Raw genomic sequence first — 18274 nt, 5'->3', positions numbered from 1 at the left:
GGGCGTACCGTGCACCGCCGGCACAACGGGCTCAGGACCGCAGTACTCCTCGGGGGACTGTCCGCACTCATCATCGTCATCGGCAGTTTCTTCGGCCGTACGGGGCTCGTCGTCGCCGTGCTGATCGCCCTCGGCACCAACGCGTACGCGTACTGGAACAGCGACAAGCTGGCCCTGCGCGCGATGCGCGCCCGCCCGGTCAGCGAGTTCGAGGCCCCGGCGCTCTACCGCATGGTCCGCGAGCTCTCCACCCAGGCCCGCCAGCCCATGCCCCGGCTGTACATCTCGCCCACCGAGGCCCCCAACGCCTTCGCCACCGGCCGCAACCCGCGCAACGCGGCCGTGTGCTGCACCGAGGGCATCCTCCGCCTCCTCGACGAACGCGAACTGCGCGGTGTCATCGGCCACGAGTTGAGCCACGTCTACAACCGCGACATCCTGATCTCATCGGTCGCCGGCGCCCTCGCCTCGGTGATCATGTTCCTGGTCAACTTCGCCTGGCTGATCCCGATCGGGCGCTCGGACGACGACGACGGCCCCGGCCTCCTCGGCCTGCTGCTGATCATGATCCTGGGCCCGCTCGCGGCCTCCCTCATCCAACTGGCCATCAGCCGCTCCCGGGAGTACGAGGCCGACGCCTCCGGCGCCCAGCTCACCGGCGACCCCGCGGCCCTGGCCAGCGCTCTGCGCAAGCTGGAGACGGGCACCAAGCAGCTCCCGCTGCCGCCCGAGCCGCGTATCGAGACCGCCAGCCACATGATGATCGCGAACCCGTTCCGCCCCGGCCAGGGGCTGTCCAAGATGTTCTCCACCCACCCGCCGATGGCGGAGCGAATCCGCCGGCTCGAACAGATGGCAGGTCCGCACCGGTGAAGACAATCCTGAACGTCATATGGCTCGTCCTGAGCGGCTTCTGGCTGTTCCTCGGCTACCTCGCCGCGGGCGCGCTGCTCTGCATCACCATCATCGGCATCCCGTTCGGGATCGCCGCCTTCCGCATCGGCCTCTACGCCCTGTGGCCCTTCGGGTACACCACGGTCGAGCGCCGCGACGCCGGCAGCCCGTCCTGCCTGGGCAACGTCCTGTGGCTGATCCTGGCCGGCTGGTGGCTGGCCCTGGCCCACATCGCCACCGGCATCGTGCTGTGCGTCACGATCATCGGCATCCCGTTCGGCGTCGCCAACTTCAAGCTGATACCCGTCTCGCTGCTGCCCCTGGGCCGCGAAATCGTCCCCACGGACCGCCCGTTCGCGGAAACGCGCTGGTAGCGCCACCCGGCAGACCCCGGCCGCCGGCCGGCCACACCCGGTCGACCGCCGCCGGCTAGCCCCGCGCGGTCACCCGACGCCGTACCGCGTACGCCACCACGCCCAGCGCCAGCACCCCCGCGCCCACGGCCACCGACACCCCCGGCAGGGAGAAGGCCAGCACCGCGCACCCGAGCAGGCCCACGGCCGGCACCAGCCGGGCCCGCGGAGCCGTATCGAGGGTCCAGGCAGAGGCGTTGGCCACGGCGTAGTACGCGAGCACCCCGAACGACGAGAACCCGATCGCGCCCCGGACGTCCACCGTGGCCGCCAGTACGGCCACCACCGCGCCCACCGCCAGCTCCGCGCGGTGCGGCACCCGGAAGCGCGGATGGACGGCGGCCAGCGCGCCCGGCAGATGCCCGTCCCGCGCCATGGCGAGCGTCGTCCGGGAGACGCCCAGGATCAGGGCGAGCAGCGACCCTAGAGCGGCCACGGCCGCCCCCGCGCGGACCACCGGCACCAGCTCCGGCACCCCGGCCGCCCGCACCACGTCCGCCAGCGGCGCCACCGCGGCCCCGAGCCCGCCGGACCCCAGCACGGACAGCACGGCGACCGCCACGCACACGTACACCGCCAGCGCGATCCCGAGGGCCACCGGGACCGCCCGGGGGATGGTGCGGGCGGGATCCCGCACCTCCTCGCCGAGCGTGGCGATCCGCGCGTACCCGGCGAACGCGAAGAAGAGCAGCCCGGCCGCCTGAAGCACCCCGCCGAGGCCACCGGAGGCGCCGATGCCGAGCCGCCCGGCGTCGGACCGCGCGGACCCCAGACAGACGATCACGACCGCCGCGAGGACCGCCAGCACCACCGCCACGATCACCCGCGTCAGCCAGGCTGACTTCTGGACACCGCCGTAGTTCACCGCCGTCAGCGCCACCACGGCCGCCACCGCCACCGCGTGCGCCTGACCGGGCCAGACGTACGCCCCCACGGTGAGCGCCATCGCCGCACAGGAGGCCGTCTTGCCGACCACGAACGCCCAGCCCGCCAGATAGCCCCAGAACGGCCCCAGCCGCTCCCTGCCGTACACGTAGGTGCCGCCGGAGGCCGGATAGCGGGCCGCCAGCCGGGCGGAGGACATGGCGTTGCAGTATGCGACCACGGCGGCCACCGCGAGGCCGAGCAAGAGCCCGGAGCCGGCCGCGCGGGCCGCCGGTGCGAGCGCCGCGAAGATCCCGGCGCCCACCATCGCGCCCAGCCCGACGACGACGGCGTCGCCCACGCCGAGGGTGCGCCGCAGTTCGGACCCGGAAGATGTCATGACCGCACCCTACTGACGGGTGCGGCCCGCGGCGGAGAAAGGAGAAGGGCGGACCTCGGCGGCCCGCCCCTCGACACCGTCCGGCCTTCCGAGGCCTACCGGTAGTTCACGAACTGCAGCGCGAAGTCGAATTCCTTGCCCTTGAGCAGGGCGATGACGGCCTGGAGGTCGTCACGGCTCTTGGAGCTCACCCGCAGCTCATCGCCCTGGACCTGAGCCTTCACGCCCTTCGGGCCCTCATCGCGGATGATCTTCGCCACCTTCTTCGCGTTCTCCTGGGAGATGCCCTCCTCGATCGACGCGAAGATCTTGTACTCCTTGCCGGAGAGCTGCGGCTCGCCCGCGTCCAGCGCCTTCAGCGAGATGCCGCGCTTGACCAGCTTGGACTGGAAGACGTCGAGGACGGCCTTCACCCGGTCCTCGGAGTTCGCCTCCATGAGGATCTTCTCCCCGGACCACGAGATCGAGGCGCCCACGCCCTTGAAGTCGTAGCGCTGCGAGATCTCCTTGGCGGCCTGGTTGAGGGCGTTGTCGACCTCCTGCCGCTCGACCTTCGAGACGATGTCGAAACTGGAGTCGGCCATGTCCTGTGGCTCCTTGTATCGGGGTGCGAAACGGGTGCGTAGCGGCGTACGCGGTCGACGGCCGGCCCCCGCACGGGGCACCGGTCCGCATCCGGACAAGCCTAGCCACCCGCCGTCCTCCAGGTGCCGATCAATCAGGTGGCGAAGCACCCCTGGGCATCGGGTATTGTTTACGTCGTTGCCACGGAGCACCGCCGAAAAGCGGTTCGAACGGCAGCAACCCCGGCGGTGTGCCCGAGCGGCCAAAGGGAGCAGACTGTAAATCTGCCGGCTCAGCCTTCCCAGGTTCGAATCCTGGCGCCGCCACGCTGAGTAAGACCCCCTCCCTCTGCGAGACGCAGAGGGAGGGGGTCTTTTCATGCTGTGCTGCCCGGGTCGGTGATCTCCATGATCGTGGCAGCGTCATCGGGAGACGCGTGCTCCAGGAGTACGGCGTGGAAGCGGTCGTCGCCGAGGGCACGGCGCTGGAAGCCGAGGGCCGTGAGGTCCGTCGTGGGGGAGACGCGCATCTCCAGGCGCATGGCGAGGGCCTGAAGGTTGTACGGCACGGCCTGCTCCGGTTGGTCCCGTCTGGTTTTGAGCAGGCCCAGTTGGCTGATGGTGCTCGCGATCGCGCCGCGATTGCCGACCTCCTCGCTCAGTGCCAGGGAGCTTCGGTAGAACTGCTCGGCCTCGTCGTACGCCTCTCGCCGCTCGGCGAGGATGCCCAGCTGGTGCCGGCTGATGGCGATGCCCAGGCGTTCGTTCAGTTCCTCGCTGATGGCGAGGGAGGCGCGGTAGTACTGTTCGGCCGCTTCGTAGTCCTCGCGCTTCTCCGCGATCATGCCGAGCTGGTGATACGTACTCCCGATGCTGTTCCGTTCGCGCAGTTCCTCGCTGATGGCGAGGGAGGCTCGAAACTGGTGTTCGGCCTCGTCGTACTGCCCCCGCTCATGGGCGACGATTCCGAGTTGGTGCCGGGTGATGGCGATGCCCAGGCGCTCGTCGAGTTCCTCGCTGATGGCGAGCGAGAGGCGGTAGTACCGCTCCGCCGCGTCGAAGTCCTGCCGTTCCTGCGCGATCATGCCGAGCTGGTGATAAGTGCTCCCGATACCACCCCGGTTGCCCTGTTCCTCGCTGATGGCGAGAGAGTCCTGGAAGTGCTGCTGTGCGTCGTCGAAGGCGCCTCGGCGGTGTTCGATCAGCCCCAGCTGGTGAAGCCACATGGCGGCGGCCTGGGATCGGGGCGGGGCTGCGGCAAGGCTTTCCTCGACCAGGCGCTGTTCCCAGTCCCAGGCACCCCAGGTGTGCAGTTGCATGCAGATGTGCTGGGTAAGAGAACCCGCCATGGCCCCGTCACCGGATGCGAGGGAGTGGTGACGCGCCTCGACGAGCCGGAGGATGTTGTCGACATCCCCCCGGGCCTGGGCACGCGCGTACCAGATGGAGTACGCCGTCGCCCGGCGATGTGCCGTCACCAGCGCTTCGGCGTCGGTGCGGCTTTGGAGGGCGTCCGCCGTCCACCGGTGTATCACCAGTCCGGCGGGTGGTGTGCCCTGGTCGTCCTCTGAGACGGGGGCGGGTGACACCAGCCCGAGCTCCAGGAGCAGCGCCAGCGCCCGCTCGCCGGCTTCGTCCAGCTCCACGGGCGGACGGAGCAGCGTCTCCCTGTCGAGGGTGAACTGGGCCACCGTCTCCGGTTCCAGCCCCCAGTCGTCCTCCTCCGACGCCCCGGCCGCGGCGGCCCGCTCGATCCGCTCCCGCACGGTCCGGACCCGGTCCATCGCCTCCTGGTCCGGATCCGGAGCCGACATCACCTCCGACAGGTGCCAGGCCGCCCCCGTCCGGTCCACCGGCGTCCGATGCACCGCCAGCCCTTCCAGCAGGCGGCGGGCACCCGGTGCGCGGTCGAGCTGGGCGAGCAGGGAGTCCAGGAGTACGTCGTCCACCGCGAGGGTGACCGTCTCGGCGAGCGCGCGGTCCAGGTCGCCCGCGACCGACGCCAGCCAGCGTTCCGGGTGGGGGACGCCGCGGCGTTCGAGGGCGTCCTCCATGCGGTCGGCGATGTCCGGGAAGCGGGCCCGGCCGCCGCGGAGCAGGGCGTCCAGGTATTCGAGGGCGCGGGGGTGGCCGCCCACGTCCGTGTAGGCGCGCTGCTGGTCGGCGAAGGGCAGCGCGTCGAGGCCGGGCAGGCGCCAGATCAGCTTGCGGGTCTCGGCGAGGGTCAGGGGGCCGAGGTGGTGGGTGAGGAGCCGCCGGTGCATGCGCCGGGGGAGGGCGAAGGGGAACCGGCTGGTGATCAGCAGCCGGGTCGCGGGCGCGGCGCTCGTCCAGGCGGCGAGGAAGGCGGCCAGCTCGGGGTCGGTCAGGTGCCGGCCGTCCGGTGAAGGAGTCAGCAGATCCTCGGCGTTGTCCAGCAGGAGCAGCATCGGCAGCCGGGGGAGCACGAGCTGCCGGATCAGTTCCCAGCGGTCCCGCCAGGGCGGGGTGGCGTCGGTGAGGGCTGCGGCGACCTGCCGCAGCGGATCGTTCTCGGGCAGGCCCATGGCGAGGCACTGGGCCACCAGTCTGCGGCGCAGGGTCTCCAGGACGCTGTCCACGGTGGGCGCGGTCGCCGCGGACACCGGTACGACCAGCCCGGCCCGCACCCCCAGGTGGTGCAGCAGCTCGGCGGTGAGCGTGGACTTGCCCACGCCGCCGATGCCGTGGATCAGGACGCCGGCCCGGTCCGGGTCGCGCAACGCGCCCAGCAGCCGCCGGAGTTCCGCCCGGCGTCCCACGAAGTCGCCGACCTTGCGTACGACCATGCCCTCGTCCAGTACCGGTTCCGGCGCCGGAGTCGGCCGTTCGGTGTTCTGGGCGGCGTCGAACAGCGGCAGGGGCGGTCCGGCCAGGAACAGCGACGGGGTGGCCCATTCGGGCAGGGCACCGCGCGGATCGCCTTCCGCGCGGTGCCTCCTCACGGACTCCAGCCGGCGGCGGGCCCGGGACAGCGCGGCCAGCGGCATCGGGCGCCGGGAGCGGGCCAGTTCCTCGTACACGTGGGCGGTCAGCGCGGTGGCGTACCGGTCGGTGACCGCCTCGGTCATCGCCAGTACGGCGGGCACCCCGCGGGCCAGCAGCTCGCGCGCCAGACCGGTACGTGCCTCGGCGGCCGCGTCGTCGTCCGCGGGGGCCGTGTTCCGGAGCCGCCCACCGTCGTCGCCCTCCGCGCGGTCAGCGTCAGCGCGTACGCGCTCCGGGGTCTGTGCCGTCGAGCACCCCGACAACACCACCAGTGGGACGCCGCGCCCGGCCGGCAGCACCTCGTCCATGAACCGCCGGGCGTCCACCTCGTCCACGCCGCCGTCGTCGGTCTCCAGGTACAGCACGCCGGGGCCGGCGTGGCAGGACAGGTGCAGCACATGGAAGCGTTCCTCGACCAGTGCCGCGCGGATCTCGCCGACGCTGCCCCAGTTCAGCACCCGCACGTAGGTGCCCTCCCGGGCCCGCGCGGACGCCACCGCGTCCAGGATGAGCGCCAGCTCGCCCTCGTAGTCCAGGAGTTCGCCGCCACCCGCCTCCGGGCTGGCCACCACCGCCAGGATGCGCAGCGGGCCGGGCACCTGGAGTGCCACCGGCGCCGCTTCCCGCTCCACCGCGCGGTACAGCTCCACGCCCTCGGACAGCACCAGCGGCTGCCGGTCGCCGGGGACGACCAGGGTCTCCCAGGGCAGATCCCGCCAACGGGGTTCCGTCACCTGGAGCCCGATCCGCAGCGGGGTGTGGCCGGCGCGGGCGGTCGCCGTCTCGCGCCGCAGCGCCTGGGCCACGTCGCCGACGGTGAACCGTTCGCCCAGGGCCTGACCGACGGCGGTCAGCGCGCCGTTCACCTCCGCCGTGAAGGGCGAGGCCTGCGCCCCGGTGGTGGCCCGGGTGACCTCGGTGCCGCGCACCCGCTCGCGGGCCCGGCGCAGCGCCCACAGCAGCTCTTCCCAGTGCTGGTCCGGCTCGGCGGCCGGCCCGGACAGCGGCGCTCCGGCGACCTCGGCACCGGCCACGGCGAACTCCACCCGGCCGGCGCCGATCCGTAACTCCGCCTGGACGGGTCCGTCCGGCCGGTAGGCCATGCCGCCCGGCACGACCACCCGGCCGGTACGCTCAGGCCGCTTCAGCAGGGTCCTGCCGCGCACTGCGCGGGCCAGCTCGTCGACCCGTTGTGTGTACTGCTCGGCGGTCGCCACCGTCCGGAAATCGACGTACAGCCGGGACAGCACGAATGGCGGGAGGTCGGGGGCGTCCGGAGCGTCACCCCACAGCACCGGGATCACCCGCTGCCGTCCGTCCGTCGAGGCCTTCATGGCGGCCGCGAACTCCTCCCCGCACCACTGGGAGGCCACCCAGCGGGGGCTGACGACGGCGACCAGCGTGTCGGCCCTGGCGAGCCCGTCCTGGAGCCGCGTGGCGATCGGCTGCCCGGGCAGCAGCTCCCAGCGGTCGAACCACACGTCCAGGCCGAGCCGTTCCAGGTTCTCGGCCAGCGCGACAGGCCACTGCCCGTCCGCGAAGGCGTAGGAGAAGAAGACGTCGTACCGCTCGGTCTCGGCCACACCGCACCCCCGTACACGTGCCCCGGAGCCGAAACCCCTGGCAGTCCGGTTCCGGGGCACAGAATGCTAGGGCCCGGCGGGGGCCGAAGCAGCGGCAACGGCACAATCGGGACCTCGCCGACCACCACGGCACGATCCCGCGCGGGGCACACTGATCGCATGTCCTCCCGCCGCAGAACCTGTCCCGAGTGCCGTCGCGAGATCGCCGTCGTCGCCGGCCGGTTCGCCCGTCACGACCCGCCCGGCGCCCGCGGGAGCGGACAGCTCGTCTCGTGCCCGGGCTCGCGCCGTCACGCGCAACTCGGGGCGGTGCAGGCCTCCTTGGACGGCTATGTGGTGCCGGAGGTCCCGGGGCAGCTGCCGCTCTTCTGAGCTCAGTTCCCGGCCACCGACTTCACCGCCACCGGCACCGGCACCGACCCGCCCACCAGCTCCAGGGTCAGCCCGGCCGTGGCCGGGGTCTCCAGCAACTCGGCCAGTACGGCGGCCACGTCGTCACGCGGGATCGCGCCACGGCCCGTGTGCGCCTCCAGGCGGACCAGGCCGGTGCCGGCGTCGTCCGTCAGCGAACCGGGGCGCAGGATCGTCCAGTCGAGCCTGTCCTGGCCCTGGACGTAGGCGTCGGCCGAGCCCTTGGCACGCAGGTACGCGTCGAACACCTCGTCGCCCTGGTGCCCGGGGTCCGCGCCCATCGACGACACCACCAGGAAACGCCGTACGCCCGCGCGGACCGCCGCGTCCGCGAACAGCACCGCCGCGCCCCGGTCCACGGTGTCCTTGCGGGCGACCCCGCTGCCCGGGCCGGCGCCCGCCGCGAACACCGCCGCGTCCGCGCCCTGCAGATACGCGGCGACCTCCTCGACGGAAGCCGACTCCAGGTCCATCAGCACCGGTTCGGCACCCGCCTCCCGCAGGTCGTCGCCCTGTTCCCGACGGCGGATGATGCCCGCCGCCTCGTAGCCGCGCTGGGCGAGCAGCCGCTCCAGGCGCAGCGCGATCTGTCCATGACCACCAGCGATGACAATGCGCATGTCTTCGACCGTACGCCCGGACAGTCCCCCGCGCCGCACGACCCCGGCGTGGCGGAGGACGAGGGTCGCCGGGCCCAGGAGGGGGTGCGAGGACGCGCGGGTGACTGCCCGGGCGGCCGGAGCGGGCGGCCGGGCAAGCGCCCGGCGCGCCCGCCCTCGTGCCGCTGCGCGCCGTGCTCCCGGCGCAACCCTGCGCAAGCGTTCGCACACGACTCGTACCGCTGCGAGCCGCACTCCCGGCTGACCCTGCGCAGCAGCTCGGCCGCGACCTCGCGCCGCCGTCAACCGCGCTTCCGACTCGCTCTCGCGCAAGCCTTCGCGCACACCCTCGTGCCGCTGCCGACCGTGCTCCCGGCACAACCCCCTGCGCCAGCGTTCGGGCGCGCCCCGCGCCGCTGTCAGCCACGCCCCCGTGCCGCTGTCAGCCACGCCCCCGCGCCGATGCCGGGCTCCATCCCGCGCCCGCTGCCCGACGCAGCCCTGCGGGAGCGCTCAGGGACAGCTCAGACCACCGCCGGCCCAACCCCGCGCCCGCTGCCCGGCGCAGCCCTGCGGAAGCGCTCAGGGACAGCTCAGACCACTGCCGGCCGCAACCCCGCACCCCTAGGCACCGCCTCGCCTCCCCGCCCCAAGCCACCCCCTCAGGAAAGCTCCCCCCGCCCCTGCCGCGGCAGCCCCAGTTCCGCCGTCACCGCCGAGTCGCAGTACTCCCGCACCGCGCTGGTCCGTGCCACCACGCGCCCCCGGTGGATCACGATGCGGCTGTACGCCAGGGAGAGCGCGCCCGCCAGCCGTTCTCCGCGGACCGCCAGGAGTTCCGCCGGGAAGCCGGCCTCCACGCGGACCTCGGGCAGGCCGAGCACCGCCCGCGCGGAGGTGCTGACGGCGTCGTAGGCGTCCTCGGGGCGCAGGCCGTGGCAGGAGGCGAGGAGGTAGGCCGCCTCCAGCGGGTCCCCGCGGCCCACGGGGTTGGACACGTCCCGCAGGGCGCCGCTCCCGGCCGCCACCCGCACCCCGGCGGCGCGCAGCAGCCGTACGGGCGCCGTGCCGCGATGCTCCGCGCTCCCGCAGCCGCCCTGCGGCAGGCACACCACCGCCACGCCGGCCGCGGCCAGTTGGTCCGCCGTACGGGAGGCCACGTCGGCGGGGAGGCGGGCGAGACCGGCGCACGGTCCGATGGTCACGCCGGGCCGCAGGCCGCCCGCCATGGCGGCGAGCCGGGCCAGGCGGGCCGGGTCGGTGGCGTCGGTGTGCAGGTCCACGGGGCAGCCGTGCTCGGAGGCGACCTCCAGGACGGTCTCCACGTAGCCGGTCGGGTCGGGATCCGCGTCCGGACAGCCGCCCACCACCGAGGCGCCCATCTTCACCGCGTCCCGCAGCATGGCGACCCCGTCCGCCCCCGCCACCCCGGTCAGCACCCGCGGCATCGCCACCGTCGTCAGCTCGGCCAGTCCGCGCAGCGCCCGCCGGGCCTGGAGGACCGCGCCCAGCGCGCCCAGCCCCTGGACGTCGCCCACGCGCACCTGTGCGCGCACCGCGGTCGCCCCGTGGCCGAGTTGCAGCAGGGCGGCCTCGGTGGCGCGGCGCTGGACGTCCCGGGGGTCGGGGGAGACCGGGCCGTCGGCGTCCGCGGACAGCGCGGTGTCCGCGTGGGCGTGCGGCTCGGCGGGCGCCGGCAGCAGCAGATAGCCGCCGAGGTCCACCCGCGCGCCGGACGCGCGCGTGGACGGGGCACGGGCGCCGCCCAGGCTGCCGGCCGTCCCGACCGCCTCGATCCGCCCGCCGCTCAGCCGTACGTCCACGGTGCGGCCGTCGGTGAGCCGGGCCCCGCACAGCAGCAGGGCTGTCCCGTCGGGCTGATCGGCGGAACCCGGCCGGGACGACGAGTGGGGCGGCTGCGGCGGGCTGTCGGGCATCGCACTCCAGTGGCTCGGGGCTGTGCCCGGGGCGGCACAAGATCACAGAGAGTGAGTCGAGCGTAGGACGGCGGCCCTGCTCGGACGGGGAGGAGCGCAATAGTCGTACCGGTGTGGCCCCTCGGGCGGGAGTGCCTTCCGGGGCCTTCGGGAGGCACTTCGGAGGACGCGTGGCGGGGGTCGCCGAACGGATTTGGGCGAACGGCGGGCGACCGTGTAATGTCTTCATCGCTCGCCCCAATAGCTCAGTCGGCAGAGCGTCTCCATGGTAAGGAGAAGGTCTACGGTTCGATTCCGTATTGGGGCTCTGGTGTGAGAGGTTCCCGCCGCAAGGCGGGGCCCGATCGCATCGCAGCGGTGTAGCTCAGTCGGTAGAGCAAGCGGCTCATAATCGCTGTGTCACCGGTTCAAGTCCGGTCACCGCTACTGACAGTAGCCGATTGTGGGGTCGGTCCTTCGATCGGCTACTCTTCTATGCGTTATAAGTCCCATCCGTTCGTCAAGGAGCACTCACGTGGCTGCCACCGACGTCCGCCCGAAGATCACGCTGGCCTGCGTGGAGTGCAAGGAGCGGAACTACATCACCAAGAAGAACCGGCGTAACAACCCGGACCGTCTTGAGATGAAGAAGCACTGCCCGCGTTGCAACGCGCACACCGCGCACCGCGAGACGCGATAAGAATCAGGCTCGTTCACGAGGCCGCCCCCGCAGTTCGGGGGGCGGCCTCGTGGCGTTTCCGGTCAGCTCGGCCGACCCGCGTCCGCGCGTCCGGCCCTCTTCTATAGCGTCTGGTGCGACAACGGCCTTCCCTGGAGGGCTGTCGTTCACCGGTCAACCACAGCAGACACCAGGAGGTGCCGAGCCATGGCGCTCGACCAGTCCTTCGTGGGGCGGACCTACCCGCCCACCGCGCCCTACGAGGTGGGCCGGGAGAAGATCCGGGAGTTCGCGGAGGCGGTGGGCGACGCCAACCCCGCCTACACCGACCCCGAGGCCGCCAAGGCGCTCGGCCACCCCGATGTGATCGCCCCGCCGACCTTCGTGTTCGCGATCACCTTCAAGGCCGCCGGTGAGGTCGTCGCCGACCCGCAGCTCGGCCTGGACTACAGCCGCGTCGTGCACGGCGACCAGAAGTTCGCCTACCGCCGCCCGGTGCGCGCCGGCGACCGTCTGACGGTCACCTCCACCATCGAGGCGATCAAGTCGATGGCCGGCAACGACATCCTGGACATCCGCGGGGAGGTCCACGACGCCTCCGGTGAGCACGTCGTGACCGCCTGGACCAAGCTCGTGGCCCGCGCGGCCGAGGAGGCGTGAGCAAGATGACCGCCAGCATCGCGTACGCCGACGTCGAGGTCGGCACCGAGCTGCCCGCCCAGAGCTTCCCCGTGACCCGCGCCACCCTGGTGCAGTACGCGGGCGCCTCCGGCGACTTCAACCCGATCCACTGGAACGAGAAGTTCGCCAAGGAGGTCGGGCTGCCGGACGTCATCGCGCACGGCATGTTCACCATGGCCGAGGCGATCCGCGTGGTCACCGACTGGGCCGGCGACCCGGCCGCCGTCGTCGAGTACGGCGTCCGCTTCACCAAGCCCGTCGTCGTCCCGAACGACGACCAGGGCGCCGTGATCGAGGTCAGCGGCAAGGTCGCCGCCAAGCTCGACGACAACACGGTCCGCGTCGACCTCACGGCGACCAGCGGCGGGCAGAAGGTGCTCGGGATGTCGCGCGCGGTCGTACGGCTGGCCTGACGGGCCTGATGACCGGCGTAAGGGGCGCTCGCCACAGCGGGCGCCCCTTACGTATGGGTAGCGGTTCGCGCCCATCGGCGAGGGGCCCGCACAAACCGCTCCAGCCACCCCTTGACAGGGTTAGTGATTGGCCACTAACTTACTCGTATGGTCAGGATGAGCGCAGAAGAGCGACGCGAGAGCGTCATCCGCGCGGCGATCACCGAGTTCGCGCGGAGCGGCTACCACGGCACCTCCACCGAGGCGATCGCCAAGCGTGTGGGCGTCTCGCAGCCGTACCTCTTCCGGCTCTTCCCCGGCAAGAAGGCGATCTTCCTCGCGGCGGCCGAGCGCTGCCTGGCGGACATGCGCCGGCTCTTCGAGGAGGCCGCGGCCGACCTGAAGGGCGAGGAGGCCCTGCATGCCATGGCCGAGGCGTACACCCGGCTGATCGCCGAGGAGCCGGAGCGGCTGCAGATGCAGTTGCAGACCTACGTGACGGTGGCGGCCGCCGAGGCGGCCGGGGACCACGAGTTCGGTGAGATGGTCCGCCGGGGCTGGATGGAACTCTGGGACACCGTGCATCTGCCCCTGGGGGGCGACGTCGACGGGACCACCACCTTCCTGGCGTACGGAATGCTCATCAACACCCTCGCGGCGATGGGCTTTCCGGGTGAACACCGGGTGTGGGACGGGCTCTACGTCTCCGCCAGGGTCAAGCGGGCTTCCGTCTAGGGGCTTGCGGCCGGGGGCCCGTGTGCCCACCGGACCGGCGCCTCTTCACGCCCGCGAAAGTTAGTCAGTAATAACTAACCAAAAGACGGCACCACACGTCCGCACCACGCTCTGGGGGAGCGATGTCACAGCAGCAGACCGCACCGCGCGGGGGAGTCTTCTGGGCCCTCCTGATCACGAGTGTCGCCGGGTTCATGGCGTCCCTCGACAACCTCGTCGTCACCACCGCACTGCCCTCCATCCGCGAGGACCTCGGCGGCGCGCTGCACGACCTGGAATGGACCGTGAGCGCCTACACGCTCACCTTCGCCGTGCTGCTGATGTTCGGCGCGGCCCTCGGCGACCGCTTCGGCCGCCGCCGGCTCTTCGTCGCCGGTCTCGCCCTCTTCACCGCCGCGTCCGCCGCCGCGGCCCTGGCGCCCGGCATCGACTCCCTGATCGCCGCCCGCGCGGTGCAGGGCGTCGGAGCGGCCGTCATGATGCCACTGACCCTCACCCTGCTCACCGCCGCCGTCCCCGCCGAGAAGCGCGGCATGGCCTACGGCATCTGGGGTGCCGTCAACGGCCTCGCGGTCGCCTCCGGACCCCTGATCGGCGGCACCCTCACCGAGCACATCTCCTGGCAGTGGATCTTCTGGCTGAACGTGCCGATCGGCATCGCCCTGCTCCCGCTGGCCCGGCTGCGCCTGGCCGAGTCGCACGGCGCCGGCGCCCGCCTCGACATCCCCGGCACCCTGCTGGCCAGCGGCGGACTCTTCGGCATCGTCTACGGCCTGGTCCGCGGCCCGGTCGACGGCTGGACCGGCGCGCCCGTCCTGGTCGGCCTGATCGCCGGCGGCGCGCTGCTCGCGGCCTTCGTCGCCCACGGCGTCCGCGGCCGCCATCCCATGCTGCCGATGCGGCTGTTCCGCTCCCGCGCCTTCTCCGGCATCAACGCGGCCAGCCTGCTGATGTTCCTCGGCATGTTCGGCTCGATCTTCCTGCTCAGCCAGTACATGCAGGGCGTGCTCGGCTACTCGCCCACCGAGGCCGGACTGCGGATGCTGCCGTGGACCGCCATGCCGATGGTCGTCGCGCCGATCGCCGGCATCCTCTCCGACCGCATCGGCGGCCGCCCGGTCGTCGCCGCCGGCCTCTTCTTCCAGGCGGCCGGCCTCGGCTACCTCGCCATGGTGGTGACCGCCGACGCCTCCTACGCCTCCCAGCTGCCCGGACTGATCCTCAGCGGCATCGGCATGGCCCTGTACTTCGCGCCCGCCTCCGCCCTGGTCATGTCCAGCGTGGCCGCCCACGAACAGGGCATCGCCTCCGGCGCCAACAACGCGCTGCGCGAGGTGGGCGGCGCGCTCGGCATCGCGATCATGTCCTCCGTCTTCGCCGCCCAGGGCGGCTACGAGTCCGCGCAGACCTTCGTCGACGGACTCCGGCCCGCCCTGGTGGTCGGCGCCGCGGTGGTGGGCCTCGCGGCCCTCGCGGCCCTGGCCATCCCGCGGCTCCGCACCACCCCCGCCGCGCCCGCCGGGGCGCCCGAGCCGGCCCCGGTCCTGGAGACCGCCGGCCGCTGAGCCCCCGGCACGCGCGCGTACGGCCCCGTCCCCCGGCGGGGCCGTCCGCGTGTGCCAGGGCTGTCGGTGCCGTCTCGTAGTCTTGAGCCCGTGCTGGAACTCCACGACGCCCCCCTCGCCCCGCTGACCACCTTCCGGCTGGGCGGCCCCGCCACCCGTCTGGTCACCGCGGAGACCGACGCCGAGGTGATCGCCGCCGTCCGCGAGGCCGACGACACCGGGACCCCGCTGCTGCTCATCGGCGGCGGATCCAACCTGGTCATCGGCGACAAGGGCTTCGACGGCACCGCCCTGCGCATCGCCACGCGCGGCGTCACCCTCGACGGCACCACCCTGGAGCTGGCCGCGGGCGAGGTGTGGACCGACGCGGTCGCCCGCACCGTGGAGGCCGGCCTCGCCGGCATCGAATGCCTCGCCGGCATCCCCGGCTCGGCCGGCGCCACCCCGATCCAGAACGTGGGGGCTTACGGCCAGGAGGTGTCCTCCACGATCACCGAGGTGATCGCCTACGACCGCCGGTCGGGCGAGACGGTCACGCTGGCGAACGAGGAGTGCGCCTTCAGCTACCGCCACAGCCGCTTCAAGGCCGACCCCGAGCGGTACGTCGTGCTGCGCGTCCGGTTCCGCCTGGAGGACGCCGACGGGCTCTCCGCCCCCCTCAAGTACGCCGAGACGGCCCGCGCCCTCGGCGTGGCGCCCGGCGACCGGGTGCCGCTCGCCGACGCCCGCGAGACCGTGCTGCGCCTGCGCGCCGGCAAGGGCATGGTCCTGGACGCAGAGGACCACGACACCTGGTCCGCGGGCTCCTTCTTCACCAACCCGATCCTCACGGACGCGGAGTTCGCCGCGTTCCACTCGCGCGTGCGGGAACGGCTCGGCGAGGGCACGGAACCGCCCGCCTACCCGGCGGGGGAGGGCCTCACCAAGACCTCCGCGGCCTGGCTCATCGACAAGGCGGGCTTCACCAAGGGGTACGGCGAGGGACCCGCCCGTATCTCCACCAAGCACACCCTCGCCCTCACCAACCGCGGCGAGGCGACCACGGAGGACCTGCTGGCGCTGGCCCGCGAGGTGGTCGCCGGGGTCCGCGAGGCGTTCGGGATCACCCTGGTCAACGAGCCGGTGACGGTGGGCGTCAGCCTCTGAGCAGCGGGGCCTCGGACGCCCCCGGGGCCGGGGCGGCCAGCCACCGGTCGACCCCCGCCAGCAGCTCCGCCTTCATCCCCTCCGGGGCCACCGACGCCCGGATCGACTGACGGGCGAGGTCGGCGAGCTCCGCGTCGGTGAAGTCGTGGTGGCGGCGCGCGATCTCGTACTGCGCCGCCAGCCGGGAGCCGAACAGCAGCGGGTCGTCCGCGCCGAGGGCCATCGGGACGCCCGCCTCGTACAGCCGCCGCAGCGGCACGTCCTCCGGCTTCTCGTAGACGCCCAGCGCCACGTTCGAGGCCGGGCACACCTCGCAGGTCACCCCGCGCTCCGCCAGCCGCTTCAGCAGCCGCGGGTCCTCCGCCGCCCGCACCCCGTGCCCGATCCGGTGCGCGTGCAGGTCGTCCAGGCAGTCCCGGACCGACATCGGCCCGGTCAGCTCGCCCCCGTGCGGCGCCGACAGCAGCCCCCCGTCACGGGCGATCGCGAACGCCCGGTCGAAGTCCCGCGCCATGCCCCGCCGCTCGTCGTTCGACAGCCCGAACCCGACGACACCCCGGTCGGCGTACCGCACCGCGAGCCGCGCCAGCGTCCGCGCGTCCAGCGGATGCTTCATCCGGTTGGCGGCGACCAGCACCCGCATCCCCAGCCCGGTGTCCCGCTGGGCGGCCTCCACCGCGTCCAAGATGATCTCCAGCGCCGCGATCAACCCGCCCAGCCGGGGCGCGTACGACGTCGGGTCGACCTGGATCTCCAGCCATCCCGAACCGTCCCGCAGATCCTCCTCCGCGGCCTCCCGGACCAGCCGCTGGATGTCCTCCGGCTCCCGCAGGCAGGACCGGGCCGCGTCGTAGAGCCGCTGGAAGCGGAACCAGCCCCGCTCGTCGGTGGCCCGCAGTCTCGGCGGCTCCCCGCTCACCAGCGCGTCGGTCAGCGCCTCCGGCAGTCGTACGCCGTGCTTGTCGGCCAGCTCCAGCAGGGTGGTGGGCCGCATCGAGCCGGTGAAGTGCAGGTGCAGATGGGCTTTCGGCAGCTCAGAGAGATCACGTACGCGCTCCATTCCCAGATCCTGCCGTACGCCCCCGCCGCCCCGGAAGCCGATTCCCCGATCGTGGTCTTGCTCGCACAAACGAAGGGGGGCGCCCGCCGGACTCGGCGAGCGCCCCCCTTTCGGGCGTACGTGGATACGTCAGTCCCGCGCCTCGGCGAGGAGCTTCTGGATCCGGCTCACGCCCTCCACCAGGTCCTCGTCGCCCAGCGCGTACGACAGCCGCAGGTAACCCGGGGTGCCGAAGGCCTCGCCCGGCACCACCGCGACCTCGGCCTCGTCCAGGATCAGCGCGGCGAGCTCGACCGAGTCCTGCGGGCGCTTGCCCCGGATCTCCTTGCCGAGCAGCCCCTTCACCGACGGGTAGGCGTAGAACGCGCCCTCCGGCTCCGGGCAGAGCACGCCGTCGATCTCGTTGAGCATCCGCACGATGGTCTTGCGGCGGCGGTCGAAGGCCTCGCGCATCGTCGCGACCGCGTCGAGGTCGCCCGAGACCGCGGCGAGCGCCGCGACCTGCGCCACGTTGGACACGTTCGACGTGGCGTGCGACTGGAGGTTCGTGGCGGCCTTGACGACGTCCTTCGGGCCGATGATCCACCCGACCCGCCAGCCGGTCATCGCGTACGTCTTGGCGACGCCGTTGACGACGATGCACTTGTCGCGCAGCTCCGGCAGGATCGCCGGCAGCGAGGTGAAGGTGGCGTCGCCGTAGACCAGGTGCTCGTAGATCTCGTCGGTGAGCACCCACAGCCCGTGCTCGACGGCCCAGCGGCCGATCGCCTCGGCCTCGGCCTCGCTGTAGACCGCGCCGGTCGGGTTCGACGGGGAGACGAAGAGCACGACCTTCGTCTTCTCGGTGCGGGCGGCCTCCAGCTGCTCCACGCTCACCCGGTAGCCGGTGGTCTCGTCGGCGACGACCTCCACCGGGACACCGCCGGCCAGCCGGATCGACTCCGGGTACGTGGTCCAGTACGGCGCCGGGACGATGACCTCGTCGCCCGGGTCGAGGATCGCGGCGAACGCCTCGTAGATGGCCTGCTTGCCGCCGTTGGTGACCAGGACCTGCGACGGGTCGACCTCGTAGCCGGAGTCGCGCAGCGTCTTCTCGGCGATCGCGGCCTTCAGCTCGGGCAGACCGCCGGCCGGCGTGTAGCGGTGGTACTTCGGGTTCTTGCAGGCCTCGACGGCCGCCTCGACGATGTAGTCCGGGGTCGGGAAGTCGGGCTCACCGGCGCCGAAGCCGATCACCGGACGCCCGGCGGCCTTCAGGGCCTTGGCCTTGGCGTCCACGGCGAGGGTGGCGGACTCGGAGATCGCGCCGACTCGGGCGGAGACCCGGCGCTCGGTGGGAGGGATTGCAGCGCTCATGAGGCCCATCG

General features: G+C 72.6%; 16 protein-coding genes and 3 tRNA genes. 12 read left to right on the top strand and 7 right to left on the bottom strand.

Going from position 1 to position 18274, the window contains the following annotated elements; all coding sequences use genetic code 11:
• Positions 1 to 9: 9 nt before the first annotated feature.
• Together htpX and ABT232_RS08775 are read left to right on the top strand one after the other, a co-directional pair.
• A complete protein-coding gene (gene htpX, locus ABT232_RS08780; RefSeq protein ID WP_351837819.1) occupies positions 10 to 873 on the top strand; it encodes a zinc metalloprotease HtpX in 864 nt (287 codons plus the stop codon).
• Complete coding sequence (locus ABT232_RS08775) at positions 870 to 1268, top strand: YccF domain-containing protein (RefSeq protein ID WP_351837816.1); 399 nt, start codon at positions 870 to 872, stop codon at positions 1266 to 1268. The genes htpX and ABT232_RS08775 overlap by 4 nt, the downstream gene beginning before the upstream one ends.
• A gap of 55 nt (positions 1269 to 1323) precedes the next feature.
• Here the strand turns inward: ABT232_RS08775 and ABT232_RS08770 are convergent, their stop codons facing one another.
• Together ABT232_RS08770 and ABT232_RS08765 are read right to left on the bottom strand one after the other, a co-directional pair.
• The gene (locus ABT232_RS08770; RefSeq protein ID WP_351837814.1) at positions 1324 to 2571 is read right to left on the bottom strand and encodes an APC family permease; all 1248 of its coding nucleotides are present in this window, start codon (positions 2569 to 2571) and stop codon (positions 1324 to 1326) included.
• A 95-nt stretch (positions 2572 to 2666) separates the two neighbouring features.
• Positions 2667 to 3155: a YajQ family cyclic di-GMP-binding protein gene (locus ABT232_RS08765; protein ID WP_351837811.1), complete on the bottom strand. Its 489-nt coding sequence runs from the start codon at positions 3153 to 3155 to the stop codon at positions 2667 to 2669.
• A gap of 224 nt (positions 3156 to 3379) precedes the next feature.
• Here ABT232_RS08765 and ABT232_RS08760 point away from each other — a divergent pair.
• A tRNA-Tyr gene (locus tag ABT232_RS08760) sits at positions 3380 to 3461 on the top strand.
• A 50-nt stretch (positions 3462 to 3511) separates the two neighbouring features.
• Here the strand turns inward: ABT232_RS08760 and ABT232_RS08755 are convergent.
• Positions 3512 to 7723 carry a tetratricopeptide repeat protein gene (locus tag ABT232_RS08755; RefSeq protein ID WP_351837808.1) on the bottom strand — a complete coding sequence of 1404 codons (4212 nt, stop codon included), beginning with the start codon at positions 7721 to 7723 and terminating at the stop codon, positions 3512 to 3514.
• Between the two features lie 159 nt (positions 7724 to 7882).
• Between ABT232_RS08755 and ABT232_RS08750 the strand changes: the two genes are divergently transcribed.
• The gene (locus ABT232_RS08750) at positions 7883 to 8095 is read left to right on the top strand and encodes a hypothetical protein (protein WP_351837805.1); all 213 of its coding nucleotides are present in this window, start codon (positions 7883 to 7885) and stop codon (positions 8093 to 8095) included.
• Between the two features lie 2 nt (positions 8096 to 8097).
• On the opposite strand, the gene ABT232_RS08745 is transcribed toward ABT232_RS08750, so the two are convergent.
• Positions 8098 to 8754, bottom strand: coding sequence for an SDR family oxidoreductase (locus ABT232_RS08745; RefSeq protein WP_351837802.1), 657 nt, complete (start codon positions 8752 to 8754; stop codon positions 8098 to 8100).
• 641 nt (positions 8755 to 9395) lie between these two features.
• Positions 9396 to 10670: an amidohydrolase family protein gene (locus tag ABT232_RS08740; protein WP_351837799.1), complete on the bottom strand. Its 1275-nt coding sequence runs from the start codon at positions 10668 to 10670 to the stop codon at positions 9396 to 9398.
• Between the two features lie 234 nt (positions 10671 to 10904).
• Here ABT232_RS08740 and ABT232_RS08735 point away from each other — a divergent pair.
• From ABT232_RS08735 to ABT232_RS08700, 8 genes are all read left to right on the top strand, one after another.
• Positions 10905 to 10977 (top strand) — tRNA-Thr (locus ABT232_RS08735).
• Positions 10978 to 11023: 46 nt separating this feature from the next.
• Positions 11024 to 11096, top strand: a tRNA-Met gene (locus ABT232_RS08730).
• Positions 11097 to 11184: 88 nt separating this feature from the next.
• Complete coding sequence (gene rpmG, locus ABT232_RS08725) at positions 11185 to 11349, top strand: 50S ribosomal protein L33 (protein WP_003948671.1); 165 nt, start codon at positions 11185 to 11187, stop codon at positions 11347 to 11349.
• A 186-nt stretch (positions 11350 to 11535) separates the two neighbouring features.
• Complete coding sequence (locus ABT232_RS08720; protein ID WP_351837797.1) at positions 11536 to 11988, top strand: FAS1-like dehydratase domain-containing protein; 453 nt, start codon at positions 11536 to 11538, stop codon at positions 11986 to 11988.
• A gap of 5 nt (positions 11989 to 11993) precedes the next feature.
• On the top strand, positions 11994 to 12422 hold the full coding sequence (locus ABT232_RS08715; protein WP_351837794.1) for a MaoC family dehydratase: 429 nt from the start codon (positions 11994 to 11996) through the stop codon (positions 12420 to 12422).
• A 147-nt stretch (positions 12423 to 12569) separates the two neighbouring features.
• Complete coding sequence (locus ABT232_RS08710; RefSeq protein ID WP_351837791.1) at positions 12570 to 13136, top strand: TetR/AcrR family transcriptional regulator; 567 nt, start codon at positions 12570 to 12572, stop codon at positions 13134 to 13136.
• 122 nt (positions 13137 to 13258) lie between these two features.
• Positions 13259 to 14701: a DHA2 family efflux MFS transporter permease subunit gene (locus tag ABT232_RS08705; protein WP_351837789.1), complete on the top strand. Its 1443-nt coding sequence runs from the start codon at positions 13259 to 13261 to the stop codon at positions 14699 to 14701.
• A gap of 90 nt (positions 14702 to 14791) precedes the next feature.
• Positions 14792 to 15847 carry a UDP-N-acetylmuramate dehydrogenase gene (locus ABT232_RS08700; protein ID WP_351837786.1) on the top strand — a complete coding sequence of 352 codons (1056 nt, stop codon included), beginning with the start codon at positions 14792 to 14794 and terminating at the stop codon, positions 15845 to 15847.
• Here ABT232_RS08700 and ABT232_RS08695 read toward each other — a convergent pair.
• Positions 15837 to 16907: an adenosine deaminase gene (locus ABT232_RS08695; RefSeq protein ID WP_351837783.1), complete on the bottom strand. Its 1071-nt coding sequence runs from the start codon at positions 16905 to 16907 to the stop codon at positions 15837 to 15839. The genes ABT232_RS08700 and ABT232_RS08695 overlap by 11 nt on opposite strands.
• Positions 16908 to 17036: 129 nt before the next feature.
• On the bottom strand, positions 17037 to 18263 hold the full coding sequence (locus tag ABT232_RS08690; protein ID WP_351837780.1) for a pyridoxal phosphate-dependent aminotransferase: 1227 nt from the start codon (positions 18261 to 18263) through the stop codon (positions 17037 to 17039).
• Positions 18264 to 18274 lie beyond the last annotated feature (11 nt).

It is taken from the genome of Streptomyces sp. NPDC001532 (assembly GCF_040298625.1).
Classification (GTDB): Bacteria; Actinomycetota; Actinomycetes; order Streptomycetales; family Streptomycetaceae; genus Streptomyces.
This window is presented reverse-complemented; position numbering and strand designations above follow the sequence as displayed.